The 26,985-nt window shown below is 61.4% G+C and carries 27 protein-coding genes and 2 pseudogenes; 11 read left to right on the plus strand and 18 right to left on the minus strand.

Translation table 11 applies throughout. The annotated features are described in order from the left end of the window. Window positions 1–194: 194 nt before the first annotated feature. The 4 genes and pseudogenes from FHW84_RS00170 to FHW84_RS00185 all read left to right on the plus strand — a co-directional run. Complete coding sequence (locus tag FHW84_RS00170; RefSeq protein WP_208399556.1) at window positions 195–4,595, plus strand: RHS repeat-associated core domain-containing protein; 4,401 nt, start codon at window positions 195–197, stop codon at window positions 4,593–4,595. Between the two features lie 10 nt (window positions 4,596–4,605). Beyond that, window positions 4,606–4,959, plus strand: coding sequence for a hypothetical protein (locus tag FHW84_RS00175; protein WP_167252116.1), 354 nt, complete (start codon window positions 4,606–4,608; stop codon window positions 4,957–4,959). 111 nt (window positions 4,960–5,070) lie between these two features. After that, window positions 5,071–5,424, plus strand: coding sequence for a hypothetical protein (locus tag FHW84_RS00180; protein WP_167252117.1), 354 nt, complete (start codon window positions 5,071–5,073; stop codon window positions 5,422–5,424). Between the two features lie 142 nt (window positions 5,425–5,566). Further along, window positions 5,567–5,659 (plus strand): annotated as a pseudogene (locus FHW84_RS00185) (transposase); the annotation flags it as partial. 366 nt (window positions 5,660–6,025) lie between these two features. Here the strand turns inward: FHW84_RS00185 and FHW84_RS00190 are convergent. Further along, the gene (locus FHW84_RS00190) at window positions 6,026–6,460 is read right to left on the minus strand and encodes a helix-turn-helix domain-containing protein (protein WP_167252118.1); all 435 of its coding nucleotides are present in this window, start codon (window positions 6,458–6,460) and stop codon (window positions 6,026–6,028) included. A 107-nt stretch (window positions 6,461–6,567) separates the two neighbouring features. On the opposite strand from FHW84_RS00190, the gene FHW84_RS00195 reads away from it, so the two are divergent. Continuing rightward, window positions 6,568–7,185: an NAD(P)H-dependent oxidoreductase gene (locus FHW84_RS00195; protein ID WP_167252119.1), complete on the plus strand. Its 618-nt coding sequence runs from the start codon at window positions 6,568–6,570 to the stop codon at window positions 7,183–7,185. A 190-nt stretch (window positions 7,186–7,375) separates the two neighbouring features. Next, window positions 7,376–8,011, plus strand: a complete 636-nt coding sequence (locus FHW84_RS00205) for a DsbA family protein (RefSeq protein WP_208399558.1) — start codon at window positions 7,376–7,378, stop codon at window positions 8,009–8,011. Between the two features lie 68 nt (window positions 8,012–8,079). Here the strand turns inward: FHW84_RS00205 and FHW84_RS00210 are convergent, their stop codons facing one another. Continuing rightward, entirely contained in the window at window positions 8,080–8,370 is a 291-nt protein-coding gene (locus FHW84_RS00210) for a hypothetical protein (RefSeq protein ID WP_343203538.1), read from the minus strand. A gap of 237 nt (window positions 8,371–8,607) precedes the next feature. Between FHW84_RS00210 and FHW84_RS00215 the strand changes: the two genes are divergently transcribed. Then, window positions 8,608–9,042 carry a response regulator gene (locus FHW84_RS00215; protein WP_167252121.1) on the plus strand — a complete coding sequence of 145 codons (435 nt, stop codon included), beginning with the start codon at window positions 8,608–8,610 and terminating at the stop codon, window positions 9,040–9,042. 307 nt (window positions 9,043–9,349) lie between these two features. Here the strand turns inward: FHW84_RS00215 and FHW84_RS00220 are convergent. The 5 genes and pseudogenes from FHW84_RS00220 to FHW84_RS00240 all read right to left on the minus strand — a co-directional run. Further along, a pseudogene (locus FHW84_RS00220) lies at window positions 9,350–9,706 on the minus strand (DDE-type integrase/transposase/recombinase); the annotation flags it as partial. Between the two features lie 120 nt (window positions 9,707–9,826). Then, a complete protein-coding gene (locus FHW84_RS00225; RefSeq protein ID WP_167252122.1) occupies window positions 9,827–10,159 on the minus strand; it encodes a hypothetical protein in 333 nt (110 codons plus the stop codon). Window positions 10,160–10,413: 254 nt separating this feature from the next. Beyond that, window positions 10,414–10,551, minus strand: coding sequence for a hypothetical protein (locus FHW84_RS00230; protein WP_167252123.1), 138 nt, complete (start codon window positions 10,549–10,551; stop codon window positions 10,414–10,416). 87 nt (window positions 10,552–10,638) lie between these two features. After that, window positions 10,639–11,121, minus strand: coding sequence for a DUF1643 domain-containing protein (locus FHW84_RS00235; protein WP_343203539.1), 483 nt, complete (start codon window positions 11,119–11,121; stop codon window positions 10,639–10,641). Window positions 11,122–11,223: 102 nt separating this feature from the next. Continuing rightward, a complete protein-coding gene (locus FHW84_RS00240) occupies window positions 11,224–11,442 on the minus strand; it encodes a hypothetical protein (RefSeq protein WP_167252125.1) in 219 nt (72 codons plus the stop codon). 873 nt (window positions 11,443–12,315) lie between these two features. Between FHW84_RS00240 and FHW84_RS00245 the strand changes: the two genes are divergently transcribed. Next, complete coding sequence (locus tag FHW84_RS00245; protein ID WP_167252126.1) at window positions 12,316–12,537, plus strand: TonB-dependent receptor; 222 nt, start codon at window positions 12,316–12,318, stop codon at window positions 12,535–12,537. Between the two features lie 140 nt (window positions 12,538–12,677). After that, entirely contained in the window at window positions 12,678–12,827 is a 150-nt protein-coding gene (locus tag FHW84_RS00250; RefSeq protein ID WP_167252127.1) for a hypothetical protein, read from the plus strand. Between the two features lie 97 nt (window positions 12,828–12,924). Here FHW84_RS00250 and FHW84_RS00255 read toward each other — a convergent pair whose 3' ends face one another. Further along, window positions 12,925–13,137, minus strand: coding sequence for a cold-shock protein (locus FHW84_RS00255; RefSeq protein ID WP_167252128.1), 213 nt, complete (start codon window positions 13,135–13,137; stop codon window positions 12,925–12,927). 919 nt (window positions 13,138–14,056) lie between these two features. On the opposite strand from FHW84_RS00255, the gene FHW84_RS00260 reads away from it, so the two are divergent. Next, complete coding sequence (locus FHW84_RS00260; RefSeq protein ID WP_167252129.1) at window positions 14,057–14,296, plus strand: hypothetical protein; 240 nt, start codon at window positions 14,057–14,059, stop codon at window positions 14,294–14,296. A 478-nt stretch (window positions 14,297–14,774) separates the two neighbouring features. Here the strand turns inward: FHW84_RS00260 and FHW84_RS00265 are convergent, their stop codons facing one another. From FHW84_RS00265 to FHW84_RS00275, 3 genes are all read right to left on the minus strand, one after another. Then, window positions 14,775–15,776: an NADP-dependent oxidoreductase gene (locus FHW84_RS00265; protein WP_167252130.1), complete on the minus strand. Its 1,002-nt coding sequence runs from the start codon at window positions 15,774–15,776 to the stop codon at window positions 14,775–14,777. Further along, window positions 15,773–16,609 (minus strand): oxidoreductase, encoded by an 837-nt coding sequence (locus tag FHW84_RS00270; protein ID WP_167252131.1) that lies wholly within the window; start codon window positions 16,607–16,609, stop codon window positions 15,773–15,775. Before FHW84_RS00270 ends, FHW84_RS00265 begins: the two co-directional genes overlap by 4 nt. A gap of 141 nt (window positions 16,610–16,750) precedes the next feature. Beyond that, window positions 16,751–17,332, minus strand: a complete 582-nt coding sequence (locus FHW84_RS00275) for a TetR/AcrR family transcriptional regulator (RefSeq protein WP_167252132.1) — start codon at window positions 17,330–17,332, stop codon at window positions 16,751–16,753. 1,199 nt (window positions 17,333–18,531) lie between these two features. Here FHW84_RS00275 and FHW84_RS00280 point away from each other — a divergent pair. Further along, window positions 18,532–18,786 carry a hypothetical protein gene (locus FHW84_RS00280; protein WP_167252133.1) on the plus strand — a complete coding sequence of 85 codons (255 nt, stop codon included), beginning with the start codon at window positions 18,532–18,534 and terminating at the stop codon, window positions 18,784–18,786. A 199-nt stretch (window positions 18,787–18,985) separates the two neighbouring features. Here the strand turns inward: FHW84_RS00280 and FHW84_RS00285 are convergent, their stop codons facing one another. The 7 genes from FHW84_RS00285 to FHW84_RS00315 all read right to left on the minus strand — a co-directional run bounded on the left by FHW84_RS00285 (window position 18,986) and on the right by FHW84_RS00315 (window position 26,912). Further along, entirely contained in the window at window positions 18,986–19,834 is an 849-nt protein-coding gene (locus FHW84_RS00285) for a hypothetical protein (protein WP_343203540.1), read from the minus strand. 53 nt (window positions 19,835–19,887) lie between these two features. Continuing rightward, window positions 19,888–22,119 (minus strand): M1 family metallopeptidase, encoded by a 2,232-nt coding sequence (locus FHW84_RS00290; RefSeq protein WP_167252135.1) that lies wholly within the window; start codon window positions 22,117–22,119, stop codon window positions 19,888–19,890. Between the two features lie 176 nt (window positions 22,120–22,295). Beyond that, a complete protein-coding gene (locus FHW84_RS00295) occupies window positions 22,296–23,891 on the minus strand; it encodes a sulfite reductase flavoprotein subunit alpha (RefSeq protein ID WP_343203541.1) in 1,596 nt (531 codons plus the stop codon). An 8-nt stretch (window positions 23,892–23,899) separates the two neighbouring features. Then, window positions 23,900–24,856 (minus strand): FAD:protein FMN transferase, encoded by a 957-nt coding sequence (locus tag FHW84_RS00300; RefSeq protein WP_167252137.1) that lies wholly within the window; start codon window positions 24,854–24,856, stop codon window positions 23,900–23,902. An 8-nt stretch (window positions 24,857–24,864) separates the two neighbouring features. Continuing rightward, window positions 24,865–25,677 carry a DUF4198 domain-containing protein gene (locus tag FHW84_RS00305; RefSeq protein WP_167252138.1) on the minus strand — a complete coding sequence of 271 codons (813 nt, stop codon included), beginning with the start codon at window positions 25,675–25,677 and terminating at the stop codon, window positions 24,865–24,867. Window positions 25,678–25,713: 36 nt separating this feature from the next. After that, on the minus strand, window positions 25,714–26,229 hold the full coding sequence (locus FHW84_RS00310; RefSeq protein ID WP_167252139.1) for a DUF2271 domain-containing protein: 516 nt from the start codon (window positions 26,227–26,229) through the stop codon (window positions 25,714–25,716). Window positions 26,230–26,246: 17 nt separating this feature from the next. Then, entirely contained in the window at window positions 26,247–26,912 is a 666-nt protein-coding gene (locus FHW84_RS00315) for a PepSY-associated TM helix domain-containing protein (protein ID WP_167252140.1), read from the minus strand. Window positions 26,913–26,985 lie beyond the last annotated feature (73 nt).

Consider the following 26,985-nt stretch of genomic DNA (forward strand, 5'->3'; position numbering starts at 1 on the left):
TAGACGTCTAAATCCAGGCCAAAGCGCCCCTGCCAAGTCTTCACATTTCCTTGACATGATCTCCTGAGATGCTGCTGTGCTGGTCCGCGGCTTGCCCGACCGGAAGCATGCACACGGCTTTACGGATGACGCCGCGCCGCTGATGGACCGCAGCGCGAACTTAGGATCGAGACAACAACGGCGAGGGAACAAGGATGGCCGCTAGACAAAGGTGTCATAGCCGCACGCGCCGCGTGTGGTTTTCAGCGTGGGCGCTAGCCCTGTGTTTGGGATGGGTGGGCGCGACTAGCGCCACGACCTACTACGCCATCCCGTTCTACATAAAAGACTTCGATACGAACAACAACCCCGTACAGTATTCGTGGGGGGAAATCAGCCTAGCGCTCGATGGGACGAAACAGTTCCTCGCTGCCCGCTACCCCGCCGGCACGAATTGCCAAGTCGCCTCAGCCTATGAGAACGCGACACAGCAGGCCCAGGGCAACGTCGCGAAGGTCTACTACGTATCGACCGACCCGAGCAGCTTCGTCTGCCCAAGCCATGTCATCGAGATTCAGTTGTCGGCCTACGACAACAATCCCGAAAAGAACACCGGTGATGCGGGCAACTGCAACGGCGGCGACGGCGTGCAAGGCGGCGACGGCATCGTCACCTGCCCTGGCACCCCCTTGGTCTTGGACCCGATCAATCTGGCGACGGGTAATAAGTACGACCAAGAATCCGATTTCGATGCCCTGCCCTGGCTGACCTTTCGGCGCTTCTACAACAGCCAGGCCAGCGTGCGACCGGCGAGCATGGGGCCACAATGGCGCCACTCCTTTGACCGCTCCCTGCTGTTCCAGAACACGCTCGTGGGCGGCGGCGGCACGTCGTATATCCAACTACTCCGGGCTGACGGCCGCAGCGAGCGTTTCATGCCTACGGCCAATGGCGGTTGGGCAGCCGACCCCAATATCCCGGACACGTTGACGGCCGACAGCACGGGCTTCACCGTCTACGTGGCCGGCCCGAATCAGTTCGAGCGCTACTCGACCTCGGGCCAGTTGCAATACATCGCCGACGCCACCGGCCAAACGACGACGCTCACCTACAGCGGCGGCAAGTTGCAGACGGTGACCGACCCGTTCGGTCGCACCCTGCAGTTCGCCTACGACGGCGCCGGCTTGCTGCATACGGTGACACTCCCGGACGGCGGCGTGCTGACGTACGGTTACACCAACGGAACGCTGACCTCCGTCCAGTATCCGGATAGCAAGACCAAGCAATACGTCTACAACGAACCGACCTACACCGGCGGAGCCAACTTACCCTACGCCCTGACCGGCGTCATTGATGAAGCGGGCGTTCGCTACGACACCACGGGCTACAGCGCCACCAATGGTCGCGCGGTGTCGTCGTCGCATGCCGGTGGCGCCAATGCGGGAAGCGTGACAGGCGGCAGCAGCTCGTTCGCCACCATGACGTTTCCGCTGGGCGCGTCGGGCAACGTCTCCATGAAAGACGATGGCTATGGCGCCATCAAGCTGACGGGTACGTTTGCGGCCTGCAACACCGACTGGTGCAAGCAGAAGTATCAGACGATTCAGTACGACACGAACGGCTATCCCAGCCAGTACACGGACTTCACCTTCAACGTCACCAAGCTCACCTACAACACGGCGGGCCTGGAAACGCAGCGGATCGAAGGCTACAACCTGGCGTCGCTCGGGCAACAACGCACGATCAATACCACCTGGGACACCACGCTTCGCAACCCCTTGACGCGAATCACGCTCGACAGCAACAACAATCCCATCACGCAAAGCGCCTGGGTGTACAACAGCACCGGCCAAGTCACTGCGCGTTGCGAGGTTGATCCGGCTGTCAGCGGCGCATCTAGCTATACCTGTGGGAGTAACGCGCAGGCGCCCGGAGGCGTGCGTCAGTGGACTTACACCTACTGCACCAGCGTGGACGGCACCCAATGCCCCGTCGTCGGCCTAAAGCTGACGGAAGACGGCCCGCGCACCGATGTCTCCGATATCACGCATTACAGCTATTACCTGACGACGGATACGTCTGGTTGCGCCACTCCGGGCGGCGCGTGCCATCGGGCGGGCGACCTCTATCAGGTCGCCGACGCGCTGGGCCACGTGACCACGAACACCGCCTACGACCAAGCGGGGCGGCCGACCCGTCTGATTGATGCCAATGGGGTGATCACCGATCTGACCTACACACCCCGCGGCTGGCTCAAGACGCGCACGGTTGCCGGAGCGACGACAACGTATACCTACAAGCCTTATGGCGCCGTCGAATCCATTACCGATGCCGATGGCGTGACGATCACCTACGGCTACGACAACGCGCATCGGCTGACCGACATCACCGATGCCCAAGGCAACCACATTCACTACACGCTGGATGCCGCGGGCAACCGTACGGACGAAGCGACCTATGCCGTGGGCAGCTCCACCCCGAGCCGCCACCTGTCCCGCACGTTCAATAACCTGGGCCAGCTCACCAAGATCATTGACGGCTTGAACCACACCATCTTCGACGCCAGTGCCAGTGGCGGCTACGATGCGAACGGCAACCTGGTGACGTCGGTCGATGCGCTCGGCGTAACCCAGACCCGGAGCTACGATGGCCTGAATCGCTATTCGGGCCTCCAAAGCAGCGCCACAGTCAACGGTTCGACGGTGGTGTCGTCCACCAGCTACACCTACGACGTGCTGGACAACCTGACCCAGACCCTCACGCCGGACTACAAGTACACGACCAGCGCGTACGACGGCCTGAGCAACCGGAAGACGTTGACCAGCCCCGACACGGGCACAACCTCCTCCACGTTCGATGTCGCTGGCAACGTGCTGACCCGAACGGACGCCAAGAACGTTGTCGCCACGTCCAGCTACGACGCGCTCAACCGCGTGACGGCGACCACGTACGTCGATACCAGCCTCAATGTCGCTTACCACTACGATGAGGCCGACAGTGTTACCGGCTGCGTGGGCTCGTATCCGGTGGGGCGCTTGACCCGCATGGTCGAAGCCAGCGTCACCACGGTGTACTGCTACGACGCCCGCGGCAATGTCACGCAGAAGAGCCAGACCGAGGGTTCGGTGACCGACGTGACGGGCTACTCGTATACCTCGGCGGACCGGCTCGCCAGCGTCGTCACGCCGAGTGGCACGTCCGTCCAGTACCAGCACGACACCGTGGGTCGCATCAGCGCCATCACGGCGCTCCCGCCCGGCACGACGGGCGCCGGCACCGGCAACATCGCGACCAGCATCACCTATCTGCCCTTCGGCCCCGTTGCGAGCTACACCCTGGGGAACGGCCAAACCGTCACGCGCACCTACGACCTGAACTACCAGGTGACGGACGCCACCAGCCCGGCGCTCAACCTGCACTTCGCCCGTGATGCCATGGGGCGCATCACGGCCCTGGGCAATGTGCCTGGCGCCAACCCCGCCACGGAGACCTACGGCTACGATTGGTTGTCGCGACTCACCGGCGTGAACAACGCGGCTGGCACGAGCGTGGAGTCCTATACGTACGACGCCATCGGCAATCGCACGGGCAAAACCGGTAGCGGCCTCGCCACAGGCACATATAGCTACTACCAGTATCCCCACAACTGGCTGAGCTACATTGGCAGTGCCGCCCGCACCTACGACAACAACGGCAACACGACCGCTAGTTCGGTGGGTGGCGAATCGTTCGGCTTCGGCTACAACGGCCGGAATCGGATGACCATCGCGCAGCGCAATGGCAGCACCGTCGGCACCTATACCTATAACGCCCTGGGCGAGCGCGTCGCTAAGGTGGCCACGCTGCCGGCGTCGCTGAGCCAGCGCTTCGCTTATGACGAGAGCAGTCAACTCATCGGCGAGTACGGTGGGACCACCCGCGATTACATCTGGCTGGAAGATCTCCCGTTGGCCGTCATCGATACGCAAGGCACGGTGAGCACCACCAATTACGTGCATGCCGACGGCCTCAACACGCCGCGGGCGGTCGCCGACAGCACTGGCGCAACGGTATGGCAATGGGCGTATCAGTCCAATCCATTCGGCGAGGCTCAACCCAGCTCCACCAGCGGCTATACGCTTAATGTGCGCTTCGCAGGGCAATACTACGACGCCGAATCCCGCATCGCCTACAACATCAATCGTCACTATGAGGCGGCGACAGGTCGCTACCTCCAAAGTGATCCGACCGGACTGGACGCCGGCCCGAGCACGTATGGTTATGCCAATCTCAGCCCCCTGACTTTCACTGACCAGCTTGGCTTGCTCCCGACACCCCTACCTAAGCAACGTCAGCGAACCGTGCCATGCAAAACAGCGGAATTGGAACAGTGCCAAGAAATGTGTGCTCAGAATGGCACTACCGTCCAAAGTTGCAGAATGAATGAACTATTTAAGGTGACGAGAATAGTGGATGACAAATCCCTCTATGGATGGGTACCAAGCAAGCTAAGTTGCTCCTGCAAAGAACCGCCGCGGAGACCTTGGATCGTGCCCGAGCCCGAGCCAACTCGCTCTCCCGCCGCCGTCTCACCGAAATGCGACTGCACCGACCCGATAGAATGTGCAACTCACTAGGAAGCATCCCGTGATCACCTTTGATAAGCGCGAATTGCCGGAAGGCGCAGACTCAGTCAATCCCGAAAAACTGACTATCGGAGACACCTATTTCAAGGTTTCGTATGCCGATGAAGGCATGACCATTCCTTTGATGGATTCCGTGACTTATATCGGTCGAAATTTGGTTGATGATGATGAAGACACCCTCTACTTCCAAGACGTGGAATCCTATCGCGAAGGAGTTCGTTTCTCCGATACCGATGTGGAACCGGGTTCGGCCATGTTTTACGCTAACCCTGCCGAAGAGCTTCGATCGATGTTCGACTTTGAGGGTGCGCTCGAGGAACTAATGAGATGCTCTATTCGCCGAAAGAATAGGTGAGCGCGACACATCTCGAAGAGAAGGCGGTTAGTGGCCGCCTTCTCTATTGCATGAACCCGTCAATGACTTAAGCAGCTCACACACGCAGGCTGACAAACACCACCAAAGCTAATGACGATCACTTTTGATAAACGCGAGATACCTCCGTATGGCCAGTTCGTCAGCAATGACAAGCTGGTCATTGGCGAAACCTACTTCCATGTCACCTACGTCGATCAAGACATGTTGATCCCCACAGTCAGCTCACTGGTATACATCGGAAGGAATTTGGGCAATAACGAAGTAAACAGGCTCTACTTTCAGGACGTCGATTCCTACTTCGATGGCTTGCGAATCACCGACGAGAACCCTGACCCCAATAGCATGCGGCTCGAAAGCTTCCCCGAAGATAGTCCTTCCGTCTTTGAATTCGACTATGCACTCGAAAGCTTGATGCTCTGCTCCCTTCGTCGAAAAGCAAAGTAAGCAGCGTCCTCCTGCATCCAGGTGCTTTCTCTAAACAGAGTGATATGCCGTTCAGGATTTCTCGCGACTAATGACCCAACGCCACCGGTTTTGAGTAGCGCTTCGATTTGGAGTCCAATCCCTCAGCCGAAGGAGATTGGACGTGAAGAAGCGTTTTACCGAAGAGCAGATCATCGGGTTCCTGCATGAAGTTGACGCGGGCATGCCGGTCAAGGAGCTGTGTCGCAAGCACGGAGCTGCGTGCGGGTCTTCATGGTTCTCAAGAATGGCTGCTGTCTTATTCGGGCTCGTCAATCTGCTCCAGACGCAGAAACCCTTCCCTATCCTCGCCAAGACTGCGCAGGCGATTGCGTCGCCCACAGACCGGGCACATAAAGTGCAGGCCGAAGCTGTCGAGGTTGGCCTCGGCACCTCCCGTGAACTCCGGGAATTCGGTATGGCAGCGGATGCAGATCCACATGCCGGCGAGCATACGCCAGCCGAGCGTCAATGGTGATAGGTCGATCGCCACAAAACGACGTGGCCCGTCGTCATTTGGGGTCCAGCGGGACCATGCCTACGAACAGGTGTAGGCCTCCGCGCTGCAGAAGGCGAGACCCGTTTATCGGCGTTGATAGACGACGCCTTGAATCAAGACCTGATCCGGCTCCGGTTCCTCGTCAAAACGTTTATGCGCTTCGGCAATGGCGAGTTGGTTCTTGTTTGCCCAGTTAACCAAAGCCATGACCGGCTCCAGCAGCGTTCTTCCCATGTCAGTGAGTTCGTAATCAACGCGCGGAGGAATGGTTGGGAACATCGTTCGCGTCACCAGTCCATCGCGCTCCAACCCGCGCAACGTCAGCGTCAGCATCCGCTGGGAAATGCCGTCGATGCCGCGCTTCAATTCGTTGAAGCGCCGTGGGCCATTAGCCAGCATGACGACGATGTAGAGGCTCCACTTGTCGCCGATGCGATCCAATATTTGGCGGGTTGCCACACAGCCGCCGGCATTCGGTGCAGGCATATCGGTGGGCAGCTCGATGTGACCAGGTGACATGCGTGTGCCTTCTTGTGAGGACAGGGCAGAAGGCACCATCCTAGGTATGAATTAGTAAGTCAGGACAATTAGCTGACTTAGTTCTTATTTTATACTTAGGAGCCATCATGAGCCATACCCTGCTTGTCACCTCCAGCCCGCGCGGGGCTGACAGCCTGTCCACTCGCTTCGCCACCGAAATCGCAGAGGGCATCCAGGCCCGCTCGGGCGGCCCGCTGACCGTGCGCGACCTTGCCGCGAATCCTCCGCCCCATATCGCACCGGCCTATATCCAAGGCAGGACCACCTCGCCCGGAGAGCGCACGCCGGAACAGGCAGAGGCAGTGAAGGTCGCGCAAGCGTTGGTCGATGAGTTGAAGGCCGCCGATGTGATTGTGCTCGGTTCGGGCATGATCAACTTCGGCCTGCCCTCGCAGCTAAAGGCTTGGTTCGATCACGTCACCTGGCCGGGTGTCACTTTCGGCTACGGCGATACTGGGCCGAAGGGGCTTCTGACCGGCAAGAAGGTCTATCTCGTTACCGCTGCCGGCGGCGTGTTCTCGGAAGGTGCTTGGGCACCGTTCGACTTTCAGACCAGCTATTTGCTGCACCTCCTCGGTTTCATCGGCCTAACCGACGTTGAAGTGGTGCGTGTCGAAGGCACAGTTCTGGCCCCCGATGTGGCGAAGGCCGCCATCGCCAACACGGAAACAGCCATCAAAGCTTTGATGACGAAGGCTGCCTGACCTCATGGCCGGGGAAAAACCATCGCACTGTGCAGCGCGACCGGGCCGACCGGGAGGCACATCATCGAGGAAGCCTTGAAGCAGGGCTACAACCTGTCGGTCTATACGCGCGACGCCAAGAAACTCGCGCCGTTCGCAAGAAGGGTCGAAATCGTTGTCGGTAGCGCGAAGATCAGATCACGAGATGGTTATGCAAATAGATCTCTATACTGAAATCTCATGTCCGTGGTGCATCGTCGGACATCACCGTCTCGACAAAGTGCTGGCGGAGCGTTTTCCCGACTTGGTTGTTGATATCAGGCAGCACCCCGTCCTGCTGCTGCCTGATGCGCCGGCAGGTGGCCTTTATATTCCCGACTTGCTGCGTTCGCGCTACGGCATAACCGATCCGAAGGCCGCCTTTGCTCGCCCCGAGGGAGAGGCTCGCGCTTCGGGCTTCGACTTGGATCTTAGTCGTCAGCTCTGGGCCTATCCGACCCAGGCAGCTCATGCCTTGATTCTGGCAGCCACTGGGCGTAACACGCAGCATAGGCTTGCGGTTGCAATCACCGATGCTTACTTCATCGCAGCGAAGAATATCTCCGATGCGAATGTGCTGGCCGACATCGCAGCCGACTACGGCTTCGACCGCGATCAGGCGCGTGCCATTGCACTTGATCCCGAACAGCACCGCCGCGTCGAGCAGGAAGCGGCCAAGTCGGCCGATGCCGGTGTCCGTTCGGTTCCTCACTTTGTCTTTGGAGGAGGCATTGCCATCAATGGAGGGCGCAGCGAAGACGAAATTGCTGCGGCAATACATGCTGCTTTTGGCGCAATCTCTCTCTGACGCGGCTTCCCCAAATCCAATGACTCGGAACTTGGCGCAGGTCAAGTCGATAAGGTCCGGCAGTGCCGTCATACGTTCTCTAGCAGGCGCCTCACGCGAGTTCCAATATCGTCTCGCACAGCGCGATAGCCGGCATCGTCCATATGCTTAGGATCGGGCAGGTTCCAATCCTCACGTCGCTTGGCAGGAACCCACGGACAGTTGTCGCCGCAATCCATGGTTACCACGGCGTCGAACTCGCCGCCGACCTGATCTAGCGATTTGGAGGCGTGCGTGCATAGGTCGTAGCCAAGCTCCGCCATGAAGCGAACCGCCTTCGGATTGATGCCCGGATAGCTACCCCTGGTCGTCAGAGTCACAAGAACCCGGGCGGCTGCGAAGAGGAGTGATCCAGCAGGCTTCTCCTCCAAGCGCGGAACTGTACCTTCGGGATGGCACCCGTCCGCCCTGAGGCATTAAGACCTGCGCACTTACTAGACCGGCTATAAACGACTATTGGTCCGGCTGGATGACTTACATCCAAAAACCAGCCAACGGCGTACAGTGACACTGCCCTCCGAGGCGACCATGGAAGGCGCCGTCACAGAGTAGGTATAATGAGCGCAGAATCACCCAATGCCGATATCGGTGACCAGCAACCTCCTAGGCCGCGGGTGCTGGTGGTGGAAGACCAAGACGACGTTCGAGCCATACTTTGCGCGATGCTGGAAGAGCTTGGCTTTGAGGTCATGAGCGCGATCAACGCCGATGTCGCCCATGCTCTGCTTGCCGCTGGCGGTCGCTTTGACTTGTTGCTTACTGACGTCAACATGCCCGGCTCTTTCGACGGAGCGCAGTTGGCCTTCCTAGCACGGGAGATCGATCCAAACATGATGATCGTCGTCGCCTCTGGACGCATTGATGAGGCGGCTGGAAGGCTACCAGCCGACTTGTCGATCTTGAGAAAGCCATTTGGCCTGGAAGAGCTAGTCGCCGTGGTCGGAAACCGACGTCACCGCCCCGACGAGCAAGCGAGCGACGTCGTTGCCTAGAAGACTCCCGAAGCGTTACAGCAGGTCTGCTAGCGTCGTCACCTCACCAGCACACGCCACCGCGGCGATCAACTGCCGAATGCTGATATTAGCGAGGAAGTTGGCGTCCCAGCGCATCATCGACATCGTTTCGCCGGGCTCGCCATCGGGTACGGGAACCTGTGTGGTCCCCTCCCCCAGCACGGCGAGGACATGCTCCTTCGTGAGCGCGTCGGCACCGTAGTTCTGGATGGCTAGCGAACTTATAGGAGTAGTAGCCGGTCACTTCACTGCGCGAGAAGCTGGTGTCCGCGGCTTTCTCGCGATAGTTGTAGAAAACCTCGATGTAATCGAACAGGTCGCTACGTGCTTCCTCGCGACTGCCGTAGACGCGACCTCGTACCCTCTCCTTCTTCGAGCTGCTGAAGGACGACTCTGCCACGGAGTTATCCCAGCAATTGCCACGCCGGCTCATGCGGACCTCCAGACCATGCTCGCGACAGAATCGACGCCAATCGTCACCACCGTATTGCACGCCTTGGTCAGAGTGGATCACTACGCCTGATGGGGGATGTCGCCTCCAGATCACCATCAACAGCGCATCCATCGCCAGCTCACGTGCCAGACTGGGTTTCATTGACCAGCCAACGGATGCACGTCCACATGAAGGCAAGCATGCGCCCACGCCTGCCAAGCTAGTAGACATACCTAGTTATTTGCTTCCCACCGTCCTGGTGACAGCTCTACTCATGCCCCATTCCAAGTCCATGGCTATTTGGACTGGGCAGGAGGGTCGAAATGACCTTCAGCCACTGTCATTCGAAGCAAGCAACCTACGCGCGAATTTGCTGGCGTACTCAGAAAGAGCCTCTCTGTCGACACTGTGTCCGGTGTCAAGACACCAAAGCGCGAAAGATTCGGATTGCACCTCCACCTTAAATGCGAGGACGCCAGCACGTCGTTGTTGATCCAGAACCTTCGTAGCGGCGGCCTCCCACTGACCGAACGTGGTGTGCCAACTGCGCTGGGGAACGAGCCGGCGAAATGCCTCGTAATCCTCCTTTATGAACCAAGGAATGCCAACCGGGTGGCGCATTTTGTTCATGTCCTGCTCCAGCAGCGAACGCCAATCGCGCATGCGTTCCCACAAGATGAGGCGTGAGAGAACTTAAATGCGCGCTTGGCAGCGACGCCCCGCTACGTTATAAGCCTCCGCGTGAGCCTCCCGTGCTCGATAACCTACAGCATGTGGTAGCCGGACTTGCGCCTTCTGACCCATAGGACTAACGTCGAATAGGTCTGCTGTTAGGAATCCCTGTGCCGACGATCACAATCGATGCCTGGGCAGACGGTCCCAACGCCTTTGGTCTATGGCGTGGACACTGGCGGCTGTTACGCGACGGCCTGGCGATCAAAGGGCGCTTTGGTGTCACCGGAGAGCGCTTTCTTACCCGGGTTGATGCTGTAGATGCCGCCATTAGGTGTGGTGTCTCGGATCAGCGAAACGTCCCTGAGGGTCAGCCAAATCATGGATGGTGATCGGGACACACATCCTTCGACTCCGCATCAGTCATAACAGCGCTCCTTGAAGGAAACGCAGTCTGCCGATTGACTTTCTCAAACAACAAAGTCAACAAGCGGCGTGTCATATTCAACCATGAGCGGGTGGCAAGGATCACCACCTTTGGTGATGCCAAGGCATTTCACGGGCTTGCCGCTAGCCAGCAGCAACCCAGACAGCCATGCCACGCGTGGACGGAGGCGCTCCGGCAACTTCGATCGCGTCCCCCAGCACGGAACGAGCACATCGGCGCACTGGATGATGTTTTCCAGCTCGACCGCATTGCGCGGCCCAAATGGGTCAGCACACTTGCCAAGAACTGACACACTAGCAGTACGAAACGCAAAGATGCTCCCGGCAACGCACTGCGATCCGCCCCAGCGCCTCGTAAATCCAATTTTCTTACGCATGCCGGCATCGCCAGCTTCCGCATCGGCGACAGAAGGATAGACCCCAAAGAACGCGAAGACCGGCCCGCTCGCCGCCAACTTCTGAGTGAGGCAGTAGCGGTATCGGCCGCAATCGGAAATGATGGCCACGCTCGGCATATGGAACTGGATTACCGCCTCGCTGGCTCATTTGTCACGTGACCGCTTTCCGGTGACGCGATAAAGAAGTCATCGACATGATCCGACCGGCCTCTATTCCTCACCAATGAATTCCCTGCCAGCGGTCCATGCCGCCGCCTTAGACAGAAAGCGGCGTGCATGCTCGCCAATCTCTTTCGTGAAGCGACCACCACCAAGTGACATTCGCGCACCGAATCGATATGCAGTCACTCTCGCATTTGCGGGATGTTTGATCTCTGTAAGAGATAATTCCCAGCCCCCGATCATCTCACGACGAACGATACTGCTCACGACGCCACCCTCATAAGTCTGGATTGTGACCGACGCTACGGCCTATGAACGAGACTGCCATGAAAGCTTCGCTTCGCACCGCATCGACATAGTTCCTCGGCCTTCTTTTATCCTGGTCAAAGATGAGCACTACAAGACCGCCGGGTACGGGACGCTCTGGCGCGTGCATATCTGGTCGATCAAATTGAAAAGCCAATCATCGTCTTCGTGCGCGCACTGCGTTCGCACACCGTGAAATACGCCATCCGTCCACCGGAAGAAATCCGGTTCGCTGGGGTTGCTGGAATGCAGTTGCACTATCCCCGCTTCAATGCGGCTCAGCATGCTTCGTAGCTCTTGTCTCGATTTCAACATGACGTCGTCTCCCGGTCAGTGCAAAGGGCGAACCTTGAGCAGCCCATGCCGTAACTCCGAAACGAATCGGGGAAGTGCTCGGGTAGCGTCAGGAACAAAGCCGCGTGACTGAGGCACTTGCCAAGACTGGAATGTCTTCATGCCCCAACGCAGCATGCGCCTATAGTTGTTAGGTGGCGGTAACGCGGAGGACGACGGAGGCATGTATTGTGTAGTGATCGCCTCGGATGCCCATCGCAGCTGCAAGCGCGATAGCTTTACGACATGCTACGGTAGCGTAACGGAGGAAAGCGCATGCTTAGGGAACATTCTGCTCGGACGGCAATGTTCCGACATCTCAGACCATTCGCAACCTCTCCTCCAAGACCCTGTGACCCGGCTCTCTAACAGAGATCGCTGATGATGCGTATGCGCCACGCATCCTTGCCTCTGTGACGCCAAGTCGTGCTCGGCATCTATGCACTTTAGTCTTCGAGAGATCGTGAAGTGCACCACTGCGCTCTCACCAAGGAGGTCGCCATGACCAATATATCCGGCAAAACCACGAATGGCTTTACGTACGAAGGCGAGTACGAACTTATCCACGCGGATCGCGTCAGATGGAGCGCAACCTACCGACGCGATGGCATCTTCTTCGGGATGCGTCATGGCGGCATCAACGAACTTCTAGGCGTGTCGCCCGGAGAGGTTCAACAGGTCGTCATGGACGATATCGAGTTTACATGGACCCAAGCGGGCTAAAAGCATGGCCCTTTGGCAGCAACGCTCATATATCTGAGCTCGATGATGGATCTTAGGATCAACCGCTTGTCCTTGACGCACGACGTACGACGATCGCTCTACGGAGCCGATGCCCCATCACCACAACTGAGAACGCTCCATTGGTAAAGACCAACTACTCTTTCGAAAAACGCCAGCGGGAAATTGCAAAGAAGAAAAAGCAAGGCGACAAGCAGGCCAAGAAAGTGGCATCCCGCGATGGCGCCAGGATGGAGCCCATGGCTGGAACAGCAAATGCCAAGAGCATCTGATCCTGCCGCCGTTCCAGGAATGCGCTGAGCACCGCAAGTGCGCTTAAGGCAAAAAGCCCGGCACAAGGCCGGGCTCTTTTCCTTCAGGCAAGGATCCTTAGATCGCCTGCACCTGTTCCGCCTGCAAGCCTCGCTGGCCTTTGGTCACGGTGAAGGACACCTTCTGACCCTCGGCCAGGCTCTTGAAGCCTGCAGACTGGATCGAGCGGAAGTGGACGAACACATCGTCACCACCCTCGTCTCGGCTGATGAAGCCAAAACCCTTGGCATCGTTGAACCACTTGACGGAACCAGTTTCAGTCTGGGCCATGTCTATTTCTCCTTGAAACGAGTAAGGCCGCATCGCGGCGGAAAAGCTGGTCGCAAGGAGGAAGGGGAACAACGGTGTAGTGAAAAGCTATCTACAGCATCAGGCCACAATTCATGGTGACCCTCGAAACTCAGCCGCTTCACACTACAGGGTAATTCGCCAAAGAGCAAAGCGCGCATACGCCCCGCTCAGACTGAGTGTCTTCCGTTACCACAGCATGAGGGAGCTGAGTCGATGCCATCATTCAAGCAAGCGCAAGCCTGCGGTGCTGATTGCCAGGCTTGAAAACGGCAACTCCCTCATCGATGGGTGCGAGCAAGTCGCCTCGCCGGCCTTACGGGTAACAGCAGTGGGGAAGCCGATACGCTATGCTGGCCCAAAAGCGCTATTCCGCCTGTCAGAGGTGCTCGCGTCGCCAAGCGTATACGAAGGTCATTCTCGACCTGAAAAGCAGATTCCGCCTGCTGTATCCGAGTAGCCATCCCCGGCTCGGCGATTTGTCCCCGGCATTCGTTGCCGGCACCCTCCTTACTCAGAGAATCCCATGACGCACCCTCCGAAGCCCTTCACGGCGGCAGATATTCATGCCGTCTACGCCACTGTGCCGGCGAAAAAAGACAATTCCGGCGAAAACGATGCGTCGAAGTACACCCGGTCACCGCACTTCAAGCGTGATCCGAACCACCCTGGAAGAGCACCGAACAAACTGGATCTCGTTCCTGGATCGCGCCGAGAGTAGACGAGCGATCAGGGGCAGTTGTCCCTTTCCATGTCGATGCCATTACTGGACTTAACATTCTTCATATGCTCCTAGGGCTACACCACGTGAAGCCATGAAGCACATCGGCCACCTGTCACGCGCATGACCTGCGACTGGGTCCCTGACTCGTCTTCGCTCCAGTCGCAGGAGATCGCCATTGTGTCCGACGAAATCAGAGGTTCGTATCGAGACTTGATCTACATCGTTGCTTACCAGCAAGAAAGCGGCAACGTGAGCTGGTCGGCGAGCCTAGAAGATGATGAGGGGTCAGTGACTTTCATCACCAGCCACTTCATTTGCAGCCTCGGAAAGGTCCATTGCGAGAAGCTGATCCGACAACGGGTCTTCGCGAGCATCGACGAATACCATCGCCGCCATGAAACCCCTACGCTTCACTAAACCAGGGAGACAGCGCCGATCTCATTCCGCGCCAAAGACCTCACATACCAACTCGAACAGCTAGTCCGCCGGCATGGCCTCGCATGATCGCCGCTGCGCATTGCTCGTCATGTGACGCGGCCTGCTGCCGTCGCACGGTCGTTCTTCGACCAGACGACACCGTTCCCGCGCATCTCACCATGGATCTCGCCAATGGGCTGCGCGTCATGTAGCGGAATGAAGAAGCCTGGTGTGTGGCCCTGAATAACGGCCGCATGAACTGCGGCATCTATGAAAGCCGCCTGGCGGAACGCGGTCGATTTGTCATGGGCGGCCCTATTGCAAAGCGGTTTGCGCTGACTCTTTCAAACAGGCAGGGAATACGTAGAGCTTGCGCCACGAATGGCTGCGAAGAAATACCGGCGCCCCCTGGCCACCGCCCAGCGCACACTCTGGCCTCATGTCCAGTTGCCACGTGCACGAGTCGAAGCGTTCTTGCTCATTTGACCTTGACGACGACCTTGCCCCTGGCGTGCCCCGCTTCGACGTAGGCCAAGGCCTCGCTGACCGATTCGAATAGGAACACCCGATCCATGACGGGGCGGATGACCCCAGCCTCGACAAGCCGGGTGATCTCTCGCAACTGAGGCCCGTTGGACCGCATGAATAAGAACGCGTATCCCAGATCACGGCGGGCTGCCTTCCTCCTGACACCAGAACTCAACAGGCGGGCAATGAGCACGACGAACCATGGCGCCTCGATACCTTTTGCGAATGCTGGATCGGGAGGGCCGGAGATCGAGATGAGATTTCCGCCGGGCTTCAGCACACGCAAGGACTTCTCCAGCGCTTCCGCGTTCTGGCTATGCATGACCAGGTCGTAATCCTGCAACACGTTCTCAAAATCGTCTTTCCGGTAGTCGATGACGACATCCGCCCCAAGGCTCTTCACCAGCTTTGCATTCGCGCTGCTCGTGGTGGTCGCCACGGTGGCTCCCATATGCTTGGCCAATTGAATGGCGAAGCTGCCTACGCCACCGGATCCAGCCTGGATGAATACGTTCTGGCCCTTTTTCAGGTGAGCTTTTTCAACCAGGGCTTGCCAAGCGGTCAGGCCGACCAATGGGATCGACGCCGCCTCTTCCATGGTGAGATTCCCGGGCTTGGGCGCGACATCGTTTTCGTTCACGGCGATGAATTCCGCGAATGTGCCGATGCGGTGATCGGGCGCCCGTGCATAGACTTCGTCGCCTATGTTGAATTGCCGAACGCGCGATCCAACTTGAACCACGATGCCGGCCACGTCATGGCCCAATACCAGTGGCATGCGATAGGGCAGGATGAGCTTGAACTCGCCGCTCTTGATCTTGAAATCCAGCAGGTTCACACCCGCGGCGTGGACTTCGATCAACACATCGTCATCCCCGAGCAAGGGCTTCGGCATGTCGCCGAGCCGCATCGTCTCGGTTTTGCCGTATCGGTCTACGATGAACGCTTTCATGGTGTACGCCTTGCCCGCACAGCATCGAGCTGAAGATCTTTTCGAATCCCGGCGTCCATCACGCTGGCGGGTGCGTATTTGCGAAGGAGCTGCAGGCCGCGCGCTCGGCCGCCGGCGGTGTACCGCAGCTTCGGATGGGGCGCCAGAGCAGCTTTCAACACAGTATCGGCAACAACATCGGGTTTATCTCCCGCCTCGACGAGTTTCTTCGTTCTTTCGGCCAGTGCCGCACGAATCTCACGGTACTCGTCGAGCTTGGCATCGGGCTCCAGAAAGTTGGCCTCGAATTGCGTCTTCGTGTACGCAGGCTCGACGACGGAGACCCGGATGCCTCGCGTGCGCAGTTCGTGGTCGAGTGATTCCGAGTAGCCTTCGACCGCGTGCTTGGTGGCCGCATAGAGCGCCCCGTATGGCATCGGCAGGAAACCAAGCACGGAGCCAATATTGATGATGCGACCGCCGCCTTGGCGTCGCATGTGAGGCACGACGGCGCGAGTCATACGGATGAGACCGAAAAAGTTGGTATCAAAGATCGCCTGCGCCTGCTCGATCGAACTTTCCTCCGCTCCGGCGGGAGCAACGCTGAAGCCGGCATTGTTGACGAGTAGATCGATGCGGCCTTCTCGCCGGATCACTTCTCCGACTGCGGCTTCCGCCGACTCGTCCCGCGTCACGTCCAGCGGCAGCATCGCAAAGGGCAGCTGACCGACCTGCGCTACGCGTCTACTGGTGCCGTAGACCGTATAGCCGGCGGAGGCTAGGCGCTCCGCCGTCGCCTTGCCGATGCCCGAGGAGGCACCCGTGACCAGCGCGATAGATTTCTTAGGTTTCATGGGAATGCCTTTTGACGTGTAGCCGTGAACTCGATGAGGTGAAGCGGTGCGTTATCAGGTCGACGCGGTATTGCCTTCCAATGCTCTGATTATGATGTTCATCATATTCATGCTCACAAAAAGGCTCAGCCGCGGCGCCGCTCAGGCTGTGGCCGGGACGAGGTGATTCAACGCAGCCTTCAATAACGCATCGGAGAGCGTGGAATCATCCACAGCACGAGCCATGACCAGGGCGCCAACCATCGTGGCTGCGGTGACCAGGGCATGCTCATGCGCGCCCGGCTGCCCCCAATCGGGCGATTGACGAGCAATCACATCGATCATCTCCTTGATCCGGCGCGTGGCGGCTCGACGCACCTCCTCCGCCTGGCGCGGCATCTCCGAACCAAGCGCCGCGACGGGACAGCCCATTTCTGGACTTTTAACGTGCTCTTTTGACAGGTAAGCGCTCAGCAACCGCTGCAATGCCTGCTCCGGCGGCACAGAGGCAGCGATCTGTGCCGAGGCGGCGACAGCCTCGGCGCCTGCGCGATCCGCCGCCTCAGCCAGCATCGCCTCACGTGAAGTGAAATGAGCGTAGAACCCACCGTGCGTCAGGCCAGCTTCCTTCATGATGTCGGCAACGCTAGTGCCGTCATACCCGCTGCGGCGGATGGCGCGCGCGGCAGTTTCGACGATGCGCTCGTGCGTCGCTGCCTTGGATCGAGTGGCAGTTCGTCTCATATGATCGTCATCATATTATTTCTCGACTGAAATGCAAGAGATGCCTGATCGGGGATGCGCTTGCCCCCTGAGCTGCGCAGTTACCCCCGCCTCACCCGCGCACCCTTTAGAGGTCGATTTCGACGCAGCTATTCACAGCCCTCCAGGGTCCGTCTGACGCGGTCTGGCGGGCATGAAAAGTGAGGCGGCAGCGACGCGCTTTGACGCACGCCAACAGGTCCCGTGTGATCGCTCGCGACGGTGGATGCCCTGGCTTATGCACGCGCCAGCGAAAGCGGCCACGTTGAGGGAGCGTATCGAGAAGCGGAGCCCCAGCACCGCCCAGCACTAACTCTGCGGTGGCGGGTTTTCTATGCCCGCCAGCTCCTACCTTCCGCTGGAAAGTCCGGCTATACCGGAGACAGGTAATCGAGGTAATCCGTCGCTTTTTGGCGTCCAAGTCATTGATCTTACGAAGATCAATGGTTACCTCAAAAAGTGATCAAAGGTAACCCTAAAGGTAATCACCTCCTAAGTCATTGATTTTTCGTGGCCGGCTCCGTCCGCGCCATTACCTTCTAAGGAGGTAATCAGTGACCTTCTCATCACCTCAAAGATTACCGTGGGGATCAACCTCTATGGCATTGATCCAGCGCGAAAAACATATCTATGAAAAAGCATGATGACCGTGATTACCTTTTTCCGATGGGGCCAAACATTTTCGAGCCCAAGAGCGACACGTCCCTCTCCATTGGGATCGACAATCATCTCCATGATCGCGCAGCTGCGTGCCGGCGTTGGTGCATCGGATAGTGCTCGTCAAAACGCCGCCGCACATTGCACCAGCCCAGTCGGTCGTGTAGCCGCTCTCTTGGGTGGCTGTTTGTACCTATAGCCCGCCCCGCTATGGACAGAGGCTTGCCTTCGTCTCCATCGCAGAGCCGTCGCTTGTGTACTCGTCCACTCATACACCACGACAAGATTGCTCATGTGCCCCGCCTTGCCGACGATAGTGGCCTCTTTCGCCACGCTTGGCCGCCTATGCAGCACCCACGTTGTTCTGCGAGACCTCGTTCAGAACGGCCTCTCCTTGCCCAACCTCAAGACGAGCGTGATGCTGCTGATCGTCGCCATGACCACGCTCGTGGATATCTCCGCACCGTCTTGGCGACCTTCTCCGAAACGCTCGCGTCCCATCCCTTCCTCTTGCTGGAGCATGCATGATTGGTATTCCCTCAACCGGCGGCCTGACTCAGGCCACCCTTACCGCGGTCTGCTTCGAAGGCCTTTCTGCTGAGACCCGAGAGGGGCAGAAGGCGACGTTCGCTATCATCGATGAGAACGAAAAGGTCATCGAAAGAGGCCCCGTCGTTGCCCGGGAGGCCTGGAATGTCATGCTCGCTTCCTACAAGAATTTCCTTGTAGGACAAGGACACCTTCGTGTGTTCTCCGGTCCGCCAAGCACGATGAAGTGAGACACTACCAAGCGGCCTAACGGCCGCTTTTTTTCGCACATGCGAGAAGTTTATATAGGCTTGACTTAGGGCACGCAAAGAAGAAGTAACTCGCCCCGCGGCAGCGGGGCGAAACCCTCGCCAAAGGCGAGACCCATACGCGCCAACGCAACAACCAGGCGATACCGCCACTGGATTCCGGCCTACGCCGGAATGACGATCAAAAAGCGGCGCGCCGCCCACCACCACCAAGTGAGCGCCCCACCTCCGCCAACGCAAACACCCTCCCCACCCGCGCCCAAGCCATCGCCATCACCGCCACCTGCATCAGCAGGAACCCCAGCAAAACGCCACCCCCCACCGCAGTGACATGCACCCGCGCCACCCCCAACGCAAACGCAACCCCAAACCCCACCACCGTCACCACCACATAAACCAGCAAACTGCTGAAAGGCCTGCGCACCAGTTGCACAAACCCGCGCCACAACGCCTTGGTCGCCGAGCGCAAGCCAACGTCGGCGATAAACGCCGCGCGCCCCGAATCAGCGATCACCTGCGCCAGCACCACAAACAACACCGCCAGCGCCAGCAGCCAATGCGTCGACGCCTGCGCCTGCGACTCCAGCACCGCCACCTCGGTCTTGTCGTCCAGCAGATCCATGCTCCACTTCACGGCCCACAGCGCCGCGGCATACGGCAGCGCCGTCCACAGCATCAGCCGGAACATGCGGCCGTACTCCACCACCCCGCTCTGCAGCAGATGGCCGAAACCCAGCGGCCGCCCGGCGCGGCCGGCGCCCACCGCCATGCCGTTGAGCAGCGGCGCCAGCAGCACGGTCAGCACCGCACCGGCGATAAAACCGCCCTGCACGCCGCTGCCGTTGTTCATCACGCTGCGCACGGTGTCGCCGAACATCAGCGCATCGAAGTGCTGCGCCCAGGCCTCGGCATGCACGGAGTGATCCAGCAGTTGACTGAGCGTGCGCAGCAGCGGCAGCGCCGCCACCACGGTGGGCAGCAACAGCAGCAGCGTCCATAGCAGCAACAGCCGCCACTGCAGCGCGGCCACGGGAGCGCCGAACAAGGCGCCCAGGGAAACCCGACGGGAGTTCTTGAAGGCCATCACAGCGTCACCAGGAAGGAGTAGAAAGCCTGCAGCAGCGCTGCCATGTCGGACGTCCAGCGGCGCGAGGCCGCGGCGTTCGCCTTGGTGGTGCGGCTGTCGTTCAATTTGTCGGCGTCGAGCAGGATCTTGTGTTCCGGATCGAGCTCGGCCGAGACCAGCTTCGACGGCTTGTCGAACACGAAGCGCGCCCAGCGGCGGTTGTCGTTCCAGCGCACGTCCTCGTGGCTGCCGTCGGCAAACGTCACCCGCAGCAGCTGCGGCACCGGTGCGCCCTCGCGCACCACCGTCACCGTGCCGCGCCAGGGGAACGGCCCCTCCCACGACTTGGCGTTCTTATGCGCCTTCTCCCAGCTCTCGCGCTGCTTGTCGAGCTGCTTTTCCAGGTCGTCCGCGACGACTTCGTCGCGCTTGCCGTCCTTGTCGAACACGCCGGCCTGCGGCAGCACTTCGTCGTTGTCGATCGAGGCGATGCGGTCGTCGATGAACGAGGTGCCGTAGACGTACTGGTCGAAGATCTCATTGACGTTCTTGGCGTCGCCGGACACATCGATCAGCACGGCACGCAGATCCGCCACCGACGGATGGCGGAAGTGCCAGCGCCGGTAGTACTCGCGGAAGGCCTTCTCCATCACCGGCTTGCCCAGGCGCTCTTCCAGGTCGTGCATGGCCGTGGCGGTGCGCGAATACACCGTGCCGTAGCTGCTGCTGGAGAAGCGGTTCCACGCGTTCTCCGACAGCGGGTCGTACGGCGACTTCAGCCCGGCGCCGAGGCGCTCCTGCACGAACACGTCCATCGACGGATGGATGCCGATGCGCGCGGCGAAGGAGCTAGGCACCAGGATCGGCTGGTTGCGTTCGCGCAGCATGCGCTCGTCCCAATACTCGTTGAGGCCTTCGTCGAGCATCGGCTCCTCGAATTCGTTCGAGGCGAGCAAGCCGTAGAAATAGCCGTGGCCGAATTCGTGGATGGTGACGAAGTCGATTTCCCACTGGTCCGAGGTCTGCGCGTCGATCTTGGAATAACCTTCCGCGGTGAAGAAGGTCGGGTATTCCATGCCGCCCGCTTCGGCGCCGTTGTACGGCGGCACCACCGCGGTGACGGTGCGGTACGGATACGCGCCGAGCGTGCGCGAGAAGAACTCGAGCGAATCGGTGGTCGCCTTCAGCACCGGCTGCGCGCTGGCCTTGTATTCCGGCGGATAGATCACGCGCACGGCAACCTTGGGCACGCCCGGCCCGGTGAAGCTGCCGTCCAGCGTCTGATAGCCCTTGGCGGCGACCCAGGCGAAGTCGTGCACGTCGCCCTGCACGAAGTGATAGGTGCTCTTGCCATTGGCCTGGGTCGGCGCACCCTGCTGTTCGCCAACCGCGCCGACGGTGTAGTCGGAGGGCACGGTGAGGCGCACGTCGTAGCTGCCGAAGTCGGCGTAGAACTCGCTATTGAAATGGAATTCGTGGGCGTTCCAGCGCACTTCCCCGGCGCCGCGCTCGCCCGGCAGTTCCAGCACCGCGATCTTCGGGAACCACTGCGCAACCAGATTGAAATCGCCCCACCAGCCGGTGCGCTCGACCACACGCGGCAACTGGCTGAGGAAGTCGATATCGAGGGTAAGCGTTTCGCCTGCGCCGACCGGCTGGGCCAGGTCCACACGCACCACGGTCTGGTCGGTCTTCGGGCCGCCGTCCGGCTGCACGAAGCTCCACTTCAGCACCGCGCTGCCCTGCTGCACGCGCTTGAGATCGATATAGCCCCACTGCCCTTTCTTCAGCGTCGCCGCGCCGCGCGAGCGGCCGTGTGCGGTAAGCACGTGGCGTTCGGTGAAGAAGGTGCTGCCCTCGTTCTTGAAAGCGTTGAGGTACAGATGCAGGTAGACGCTGCGCACCGGACGGTCGCTGCGGTTGCGCCAGGTCATCTGCTCGCTGCCGGTGACGGCGTGCTTGGTGGCATCGAGCTCCGCGTCGATGCGGTAGCCGACCACGCGGTCGGACAGCGTCGGCTCATTCCCGCTGCGTTCGCCACCCCATGCATTCGGCGCGCTGGCCTGGCGCGCACCGGCGGCGTTGGCGCCGGCGAGCGGAACCTCCGCTGGCGCGGCGGGTGCCGGCGCCGCTGCCGGCTGCGCTGGCGGGCTGCTGCTCGCCGGTGCCGGTGCGTCCTGTGCGAGCACTGCCCATGCGGCGGCCAGCGCCAGCAGCAGTCCTATGGTCCTGCCCCCTCGTCCCACCATCTTTGTTTCTCCCCAGGTGATACGGCAGGTTGCGCCATGGGCACGGGTCGAGGCATAGGCCAAAGGTCACGCTTAAGACACGCAGGTTGGGGTGAGCCACAGGCGAACCCCAACAGGCCCACCCTTGGCGCATCGCATGATTGGGGTTCGCCTGCGGCTCACCCCAACCTGCGCCTTCAGTAGACGTCTCTTCGGTAGCGTCCATCCATGCGCATCTGCTCGAGCCGCTCGTCGCCCAAGACCTCGCGCAGGGCTTCGTCCACGGCCGGCGCCATGCCGGCGAGGCTGCCGCATACGCGGATCGCTGCGCCTTGTTCGACCCAGCTCCGCAATAGCGCGGCGGACTCGCGCACGCGTTGCTGCACATAGACCGGCGCCGCCGGTTCGCGCGACCAGGCCAGGTCCAGCCGTTCCAGCCAGCCTTCGCGCTGCCAGCGTTCGAGTTCGTCGCGGTGAAAGAAATCGCGATCGGGCTGGCGCTCGCCGAACAGCAGCCAGTGGCGCCGCGCGCCAGCGGCGATGCGCGCCTTCAGCAGTGCGCGCAGGCCGGCCAGGCCGGTGCCGTTGCCGATCAGGATGAGTGGCAACTCCGCGGCCGGTGGGCGGAACGAGGGGTTGGCGCGGATGCGCAGTGCGATGGGCGAAGCCAACTGCGCATGTTGCGTCAGCCAACCGGAGCCCAGGCCCGCGCGCCCGTCGCCGTGTTGCATCCGGCGCACCAGCAGGTGCAGCGCACCGTCGGCGGGAATCGAGGCGATGGAGTATTCGCGATGCGGCAGTGCCTGCAGTTGCGCGGCGAGGCTTGCCGCGTCGAGGCCGGCGACGTCCGCGGGTTCGGGGAGATGGCTGCGCGCGAGGCGGTCGAGCAAGGTTTCGTTGCCGGCCACGGTCGTGCCATCGAATCCGGTGGCGGCCAGCCATCGACACACCGTATCCGCGGCATGGCGCGGTTCGATCTCCGCGATGTCGCCGGCTTCCCATGCCAGCGCGCCATCTTCCGGCCGCAAGGCGAGATGGAAGCAAGGGCCACCCAGGCTGCCCGGATTGAGCAACCGGCGCTCGGCCAGCCGCCAAATTCCATACGGCGCCCGTTGCCAATCGGGCATCTCGGTGGCGCCGCTGAGCATGGCCAGATGGTGTTGCCAATGGCGCAGCGCGCCGGCGTCGCCGTTGTCCACTTCCACCGGATCGAACAGCGGCTGCGCGCCGGATTGCGCCAGCCAATGGCGCAGGCGGCGGCCGAAGCCGCAGAAGTCGGCGTAGTCGCTGTCACCCAGGGCGAGCAGGCCGTAGCGCAGGCCAGCAAGATTGCCGATATGGGAGAGGCAGCCACGTTCGAAGGCGGCTGCTTCGTCCGGTGCGTCGCCCTCGCCCGTGGTGCTGACGATGAACAACGCGCGACCGGCGCTGCGCAATGCTGCTTCGTCGAGCGTGCCCAGCGGCACCAGACGCGCCGGCATGCCGGCAGTGCGCAAGCTTTCCGCGGTCTGGCTCGCCAGCTGCGCGGCGAAGCCGGTCTGGCTGGCGCAGGCGATCAAAAGCGCGTCGGCGCTTGCCGCATCGTTGGCATGCGGCTTGCGGCGATGCCAATGCAGCGCAGCGATCAAAGCCAGCCATGCGAGCACGCTCGCCGATGCTTCCAGCCAGCGCCGCGCTCCGGGATCACGCCACTGCAGCGCGCCGGCATGCAACGAAAACAACCACGCCGCCAGCGCGAGCAGCGGCAGCAACACCAGCGCATGGCCTAGCGCCTCGCCCCGGCTGGCAGCCACCGGCTTCGTCACGCGCGCAGTGCCGCTTCGAAGGCCGGCGACATGCGCGTCTGCCAACCGCGCTCGCCATGCAGCACGAACAGCACGGCCAGCTCGCGCTCGCGTGCGAATGCCAGGCCGTCGTCCGGCCCCAGCAAGGTCATGGCCGTGCCGAGCGGATCGGCATCGATGGCGCATGCGGCGAGAATGCTCACCGACGCCACCGCGCTCGCCACCGGATAGCCGGTGCGCGGATCGATATGATGCGAGCGCAGCGCGCCGTCATGCCTGTAGCTGCGCCGATAGTTGCCGGATGTGGCGATGGCGCCTCCACGCAAGGCAATCACGTGATCGTAGGCGCCGGAACCATCCGGACGCTCGATGCCGACACGCCAAGGCGATCCGTCAGGCTTTGTGCCGCGCGCCTTCATCTCGCCACCGACTTCCACCAGCCACGCCTGTGCGCCGGCCTGGTCGAGCCAGTCGCCGATGCGATCCACGCCATGGCCCTTGGCGATCGACGAGAGATCGATATAGACGCCGCCGGGCTGGAAGATCTGCCGCGCCGCTTCGTCGAGTTGCGGTTTCCACCAGCCGATGCGTTCGCGCGCGGCGGCGATGGCTGCGTCGGATGGCGTCTGCCCGGGCTGCGCGTCCGGACCGAAGCCCCAGAGATTGACCAGCGGTCCAACGGTCGGGTCGTAGGCGCCTCCTGTCGCCTGCGCCAGCCGCAAGGCATGCGCGATCACCGCGAAGCACTCCTCCGGCAAGGCCTGCCAGGTGCCGGCTGGCGCCGCGTTGTAGCGCGACAGCGCGGAGTCCGGCTTGTAGGTGCTCATCTGCGCGTCGACGCCATCGAGACAGCGCTGCACGCCGTCCTGCCACTCGCGCATGGGCAGACCGGCCGGCGCGACGACGCGCGCCGACCAGGTGGTGCCCATGGTGTGGCCGTGCAGCTCGTGCACGGCGTGCGCCGCTACTGTCATGGCGCGGTTTACTGCGGCAGCACTTCCAGCGTCGCCGTATACGACAGGCGGCGCTGCTTGGCCTGCTTCACGCTGGTCTTGTCGTCCTGCGTGCTGGCGTTGATCCAGTACATGCCGGCCTTGGGCCAGGTCAGGGTGAACTTGCCGTCCTTGCCCGTGGTGGCGTCGAACTCGTCCTGCGCGTTGCGGTAGCGCGTGGCACCCGCGATGGCGGTGACCTTCACGTCGCCGGCCGGCTTGCCGTCCAGCAGCAGCTGGAAAGTGGCGCCTTCGCCCGCGACGAGGTCAGTGACGTGGGTGACCGGCACCAGCTCCAGGCCCTTGCCGCCGGGCTTGAGCGCGGCGTCGCTGGGTTTGCCGTTGGTGACGAAGGTTTCCACGCGGTTGACCGATTCGTTCACTTCCACATTCTTCGCACCGGCGGGAAGCTCCTTCGCCAGGTTCGCCGCGTCGCCGCGCCAGCGCTTCTTCTCGCCGCCCAGCTCGTAGCTGGCGAACACGCCGGCGTTCACCAGGGCCAGCTTGTAGGTGCCCTGCTGGGTCAGATGCACATCGAACACGCTGCGGTACTTGCCGGTGACGCTGTTCTCGGGCTTGGCCATCTGGCCGTCCGGCGCGGTGATGACCAGGCGCGACAGGTCGCCCGGCACGTGGTCGGGAAAGAACAGGTCGTTGGATACGGCGGCATCCACCGTCACCCACGGATCGGCGCCGGAGACATTGGTGGCCGAGGGCAGCATCCACATCTTGTGCGCCTGCGCAGCGAATGGCAGGCAGAGAGCCAGGGCGAGCGCGGACAGGGAGAACGAACGAAGCGACATGAGTGACTCCTTGCAATGAAGAGGGAAACGCCGCGCTCAGGGCGCCAGATCGAGCTTGACCGCGCCCAGTTCGGCGCTGCCCCTGGCATCGAGGTGCTGCGGCGCGGCGGCCGGCCAGGTGAACGGCACGCGCACCACTTCGCGGCCACCGACTTCGCGCGCCGCTTCCACCACCAGCTCGTACTTGCCGGGCGCCAGCTCGCCCAGCGGCGCCTTGCCCTGCTTGAACTTCAGCTGCTGCGCGCCGGCCGGGCGCGTGGCGCCGGAGACGCCGTCCACCGGCATCTGCAGCTCGCGGCCGGCGCGGCGCCACCACTGGCGCAGTTCAGGCAGCCACTTGGTGCCGGCGCCTTCCTTGCTTTCCTTCTGCGCGTACCACACGGCCAGCTGCGCGGCGACGCTGTGGTCCTCGCGCTCGATCCACACCGCGGTGTAAGGGCGGTGGTACTCGGCGACGTCCAGTTGCGGGATCTGCACGGTGACGTCGAGATCGGCCGCCGCCGCCGGCGCGGCGAGCAGCAGGACGGGCATGGTGTAGAGCAGGCGGCGCATCGGGCGCTCCTTCGGTGTCAGTGAATAAAGATGAGGGCCAGCACCAGCGGCAGCACCAGCCCGAACGCGATCAGCGGCCAGGTGGCGCCGCGCTGGGCGGCATGCATTTTCAGCAGGAGCAGGCCGGTGACGGAGAACACCACGCAGGCCAGCGCGAACAGATCGATAAACCAGCCCCACACCGGGCCGGCGTTGCGGCCCTTGTGCAGGTCGTTGAGATAGGAGATCCAGCCGCGCGTGGTGCGCTCGTATTCCAGCTTGCCGCTGGCGCGGTCGATGCTGAGCCAGGCGTCGCCGCCGGGGCGCGGCATGGACAGGTAGATCTCGTCGGCGGACCAGTCGGCGGGGCGGCCGGCGACGTCGACGTCCACCGCGCCGCGGACCCAATCGGCCACGACGACGGGCAGCACGGCGCCCTTGCGTTCGTCCTCGCCGGCCAGCGCGCGCAGCAGCGGCGCGGGCAGTTGCGCCGCGCGATGTTCGGTGCGCGGCTTCGCCTCGATGCGGGCGGCGTGATTGAGGGTGATGCCGGTGACGGCGAACAGCAGCATGCCGACCAGGCACATGGCGGAACTGATCCAGTGCCAGCGATGCAGTTGCTTGAGCCAGAACGAACGTCCCGCCCGATCCTGTGAGACCCGGCTCCGCCCGTCGTGTGCCCCTGTTGCCGCCTGCCTGCCCATGCGTGTGCCCGTAAAGAAGTGCGGGTATCGCTGGCCGGCGATGAACGGCGCCGCGTGCGATCTGTCCCAGTGA

This window comes from Dyella sp. SG562, assembly GCF_011759495.1.
Taxonomy (GTDB): Bacteria; Pseudomonadota; Gammaproteobacteria; order Xanthomonadales; family Rhodanobacteraceae; genus Dyella_D; species Dyella_D marensis.

What these genes read in the sequence shown, in the direction of transcription:
- FHW84_RS00280 (WP_167252133.1), top strand. Translation starts at nt 18,532, where the DNA reads ATGATTGGTATTCCCTCAACCGGCGGCCTGACTCAGGCCACCCTTACC.
- FHW84_RS00275 (WP_167252132.1), bottom strand. Translation starts at nt 17,332, where the DNA reads ATGAGACGAACTGCCACTCGATCCAAGGCAGCGACGCACGAGCGCATC.
- FHW84_RS00270 (WP_167252131.1), bottom strand. Translation starts at nt 16,609, where the DNA reads ATGAAACCTAAGAAATCTATCGCGCTGGTCACGGGTGCCTCCTCGGGC.
- FHW84_RS00305 (WP_167252138.1), bottom strand. Translation starts at nt 25,677, where the DNA reads ATGTCGCTTCGTTCGTTCTCCCTGTCCGCGCTCGCCCTGGCTCTCTGC.
- FHW84_RS00265 (WP_167252130.1), bottom strand. Translation starts at nt 15,776, where the DNA reads ATGAAAGCGTTCATCGTAGACCGATACGGCAAAACCGAGACGATGCGG.
- FHW84_RS00300 (WP_167252137.1), bottom strand. Translation starts at nt 24,856, where the DNA reads ATGACAGTAGCGGCGCACGCCGTGCACGAGCTGCACGGCCACACCATG.
- FHW84_RS00170 (WP_208399556.1), top strand. Translation starts at nt 195, where the DNA reads ATGGCCGCTAGACAAAGGTGTCATAGCCGCACGCGCCGCGTGTGGTTT.
- FHW84_RS00230 (WP_167252123.1), bottom strand. Translation starts at nt 10,551, where the DNA reads ATGATTTGGCTGACCCTCAGGGACGTTTCGCTGATCCGAGACACCACA.
- FHW84_RS00195 (WP_167252119.1), top strand. Translation starts at nt 6,568, where the DNA reads ATGAGCCATACCCTGCTTGTCACCTCCAGCCCGCGCGGGGCTGACAGC.
- FHW84_RS00245 (WP_167252126.1), top strand. Translation starts at nt 12,316, where the DNA reads ATGACCAATATATCCGGCAAAACCACGAATGGCTTTACGTACGAAGGC.
- FHW84_RS00255 (WP_167252128.1), bottom strand. Translation starts at nt 13,137, where the DNA reads ATGGCCCAGACTGAAACTGGTTCCGTCAAGTGGTTCAACGATGCCAAG.
- FHW84_RS00205 (WP_208399558.1), top strand. Translation starts at nt 7,376, where the DNA reads ATGCAAATAGATCTCTATACTGAAATCTCATGTCCGTGGTGCATCGTC.
- FHW84_RS00215 (WP_167252121.1), top strand. Translation starts at nt 8,608, where the DNA reads ATGAGCGCAGAATCACCCAATGCCGATATCGGTGACCAGCAACCTCCT.
- FHW84_RS00310 (WP_167252139.1), bottom strand. Translation starts at nt 26,229, where the DNA reads ATGCGCCGCCTGCTCTACACCATGCCCGTCCTGCTGCTCGCCGCGCCG.
- FHW84_RS00180 (WP_167252117.1), top strand. Translation starts at nt 5,071, where the DNA reads ATGACGATCACTTTTGATAAACGCGAGATACCTCCGTATGGCCAGTTC.
- FHW84_RS00190 (WP_167252118.1), bottom strand. Translation starts at nt 6,460, where the DNA reads ATGTCACCTGGTCACATCGAGCTGCCCACCGATATGCCTGCACCGAAT.
- FHW84_RS00315 (WP_167252140.1), bottom strand. Translation starts at nt 26,912, where the DNA reads ATGGGCAGGCAGGCGGCAACAGGGGCACACGACGGGCGGAGCCGGGTC.
- FHW84_RS00225 (WP_167252122.1), bottom strand. Translation starts at nt 10,159, where the DNA reads ATGCGCGATTGGCGTTCGCTGCTGGAGCAGGACATGAACAAAATGCGC.
- FHW84_RS00290 (WP_167252135.1), bottom strand. Translation starts at nt 22,119, where the DNA reads ATGGTGGGACGAGGGGGCAGGACCATAGGACTGCTGCTGGCGCTGGCC.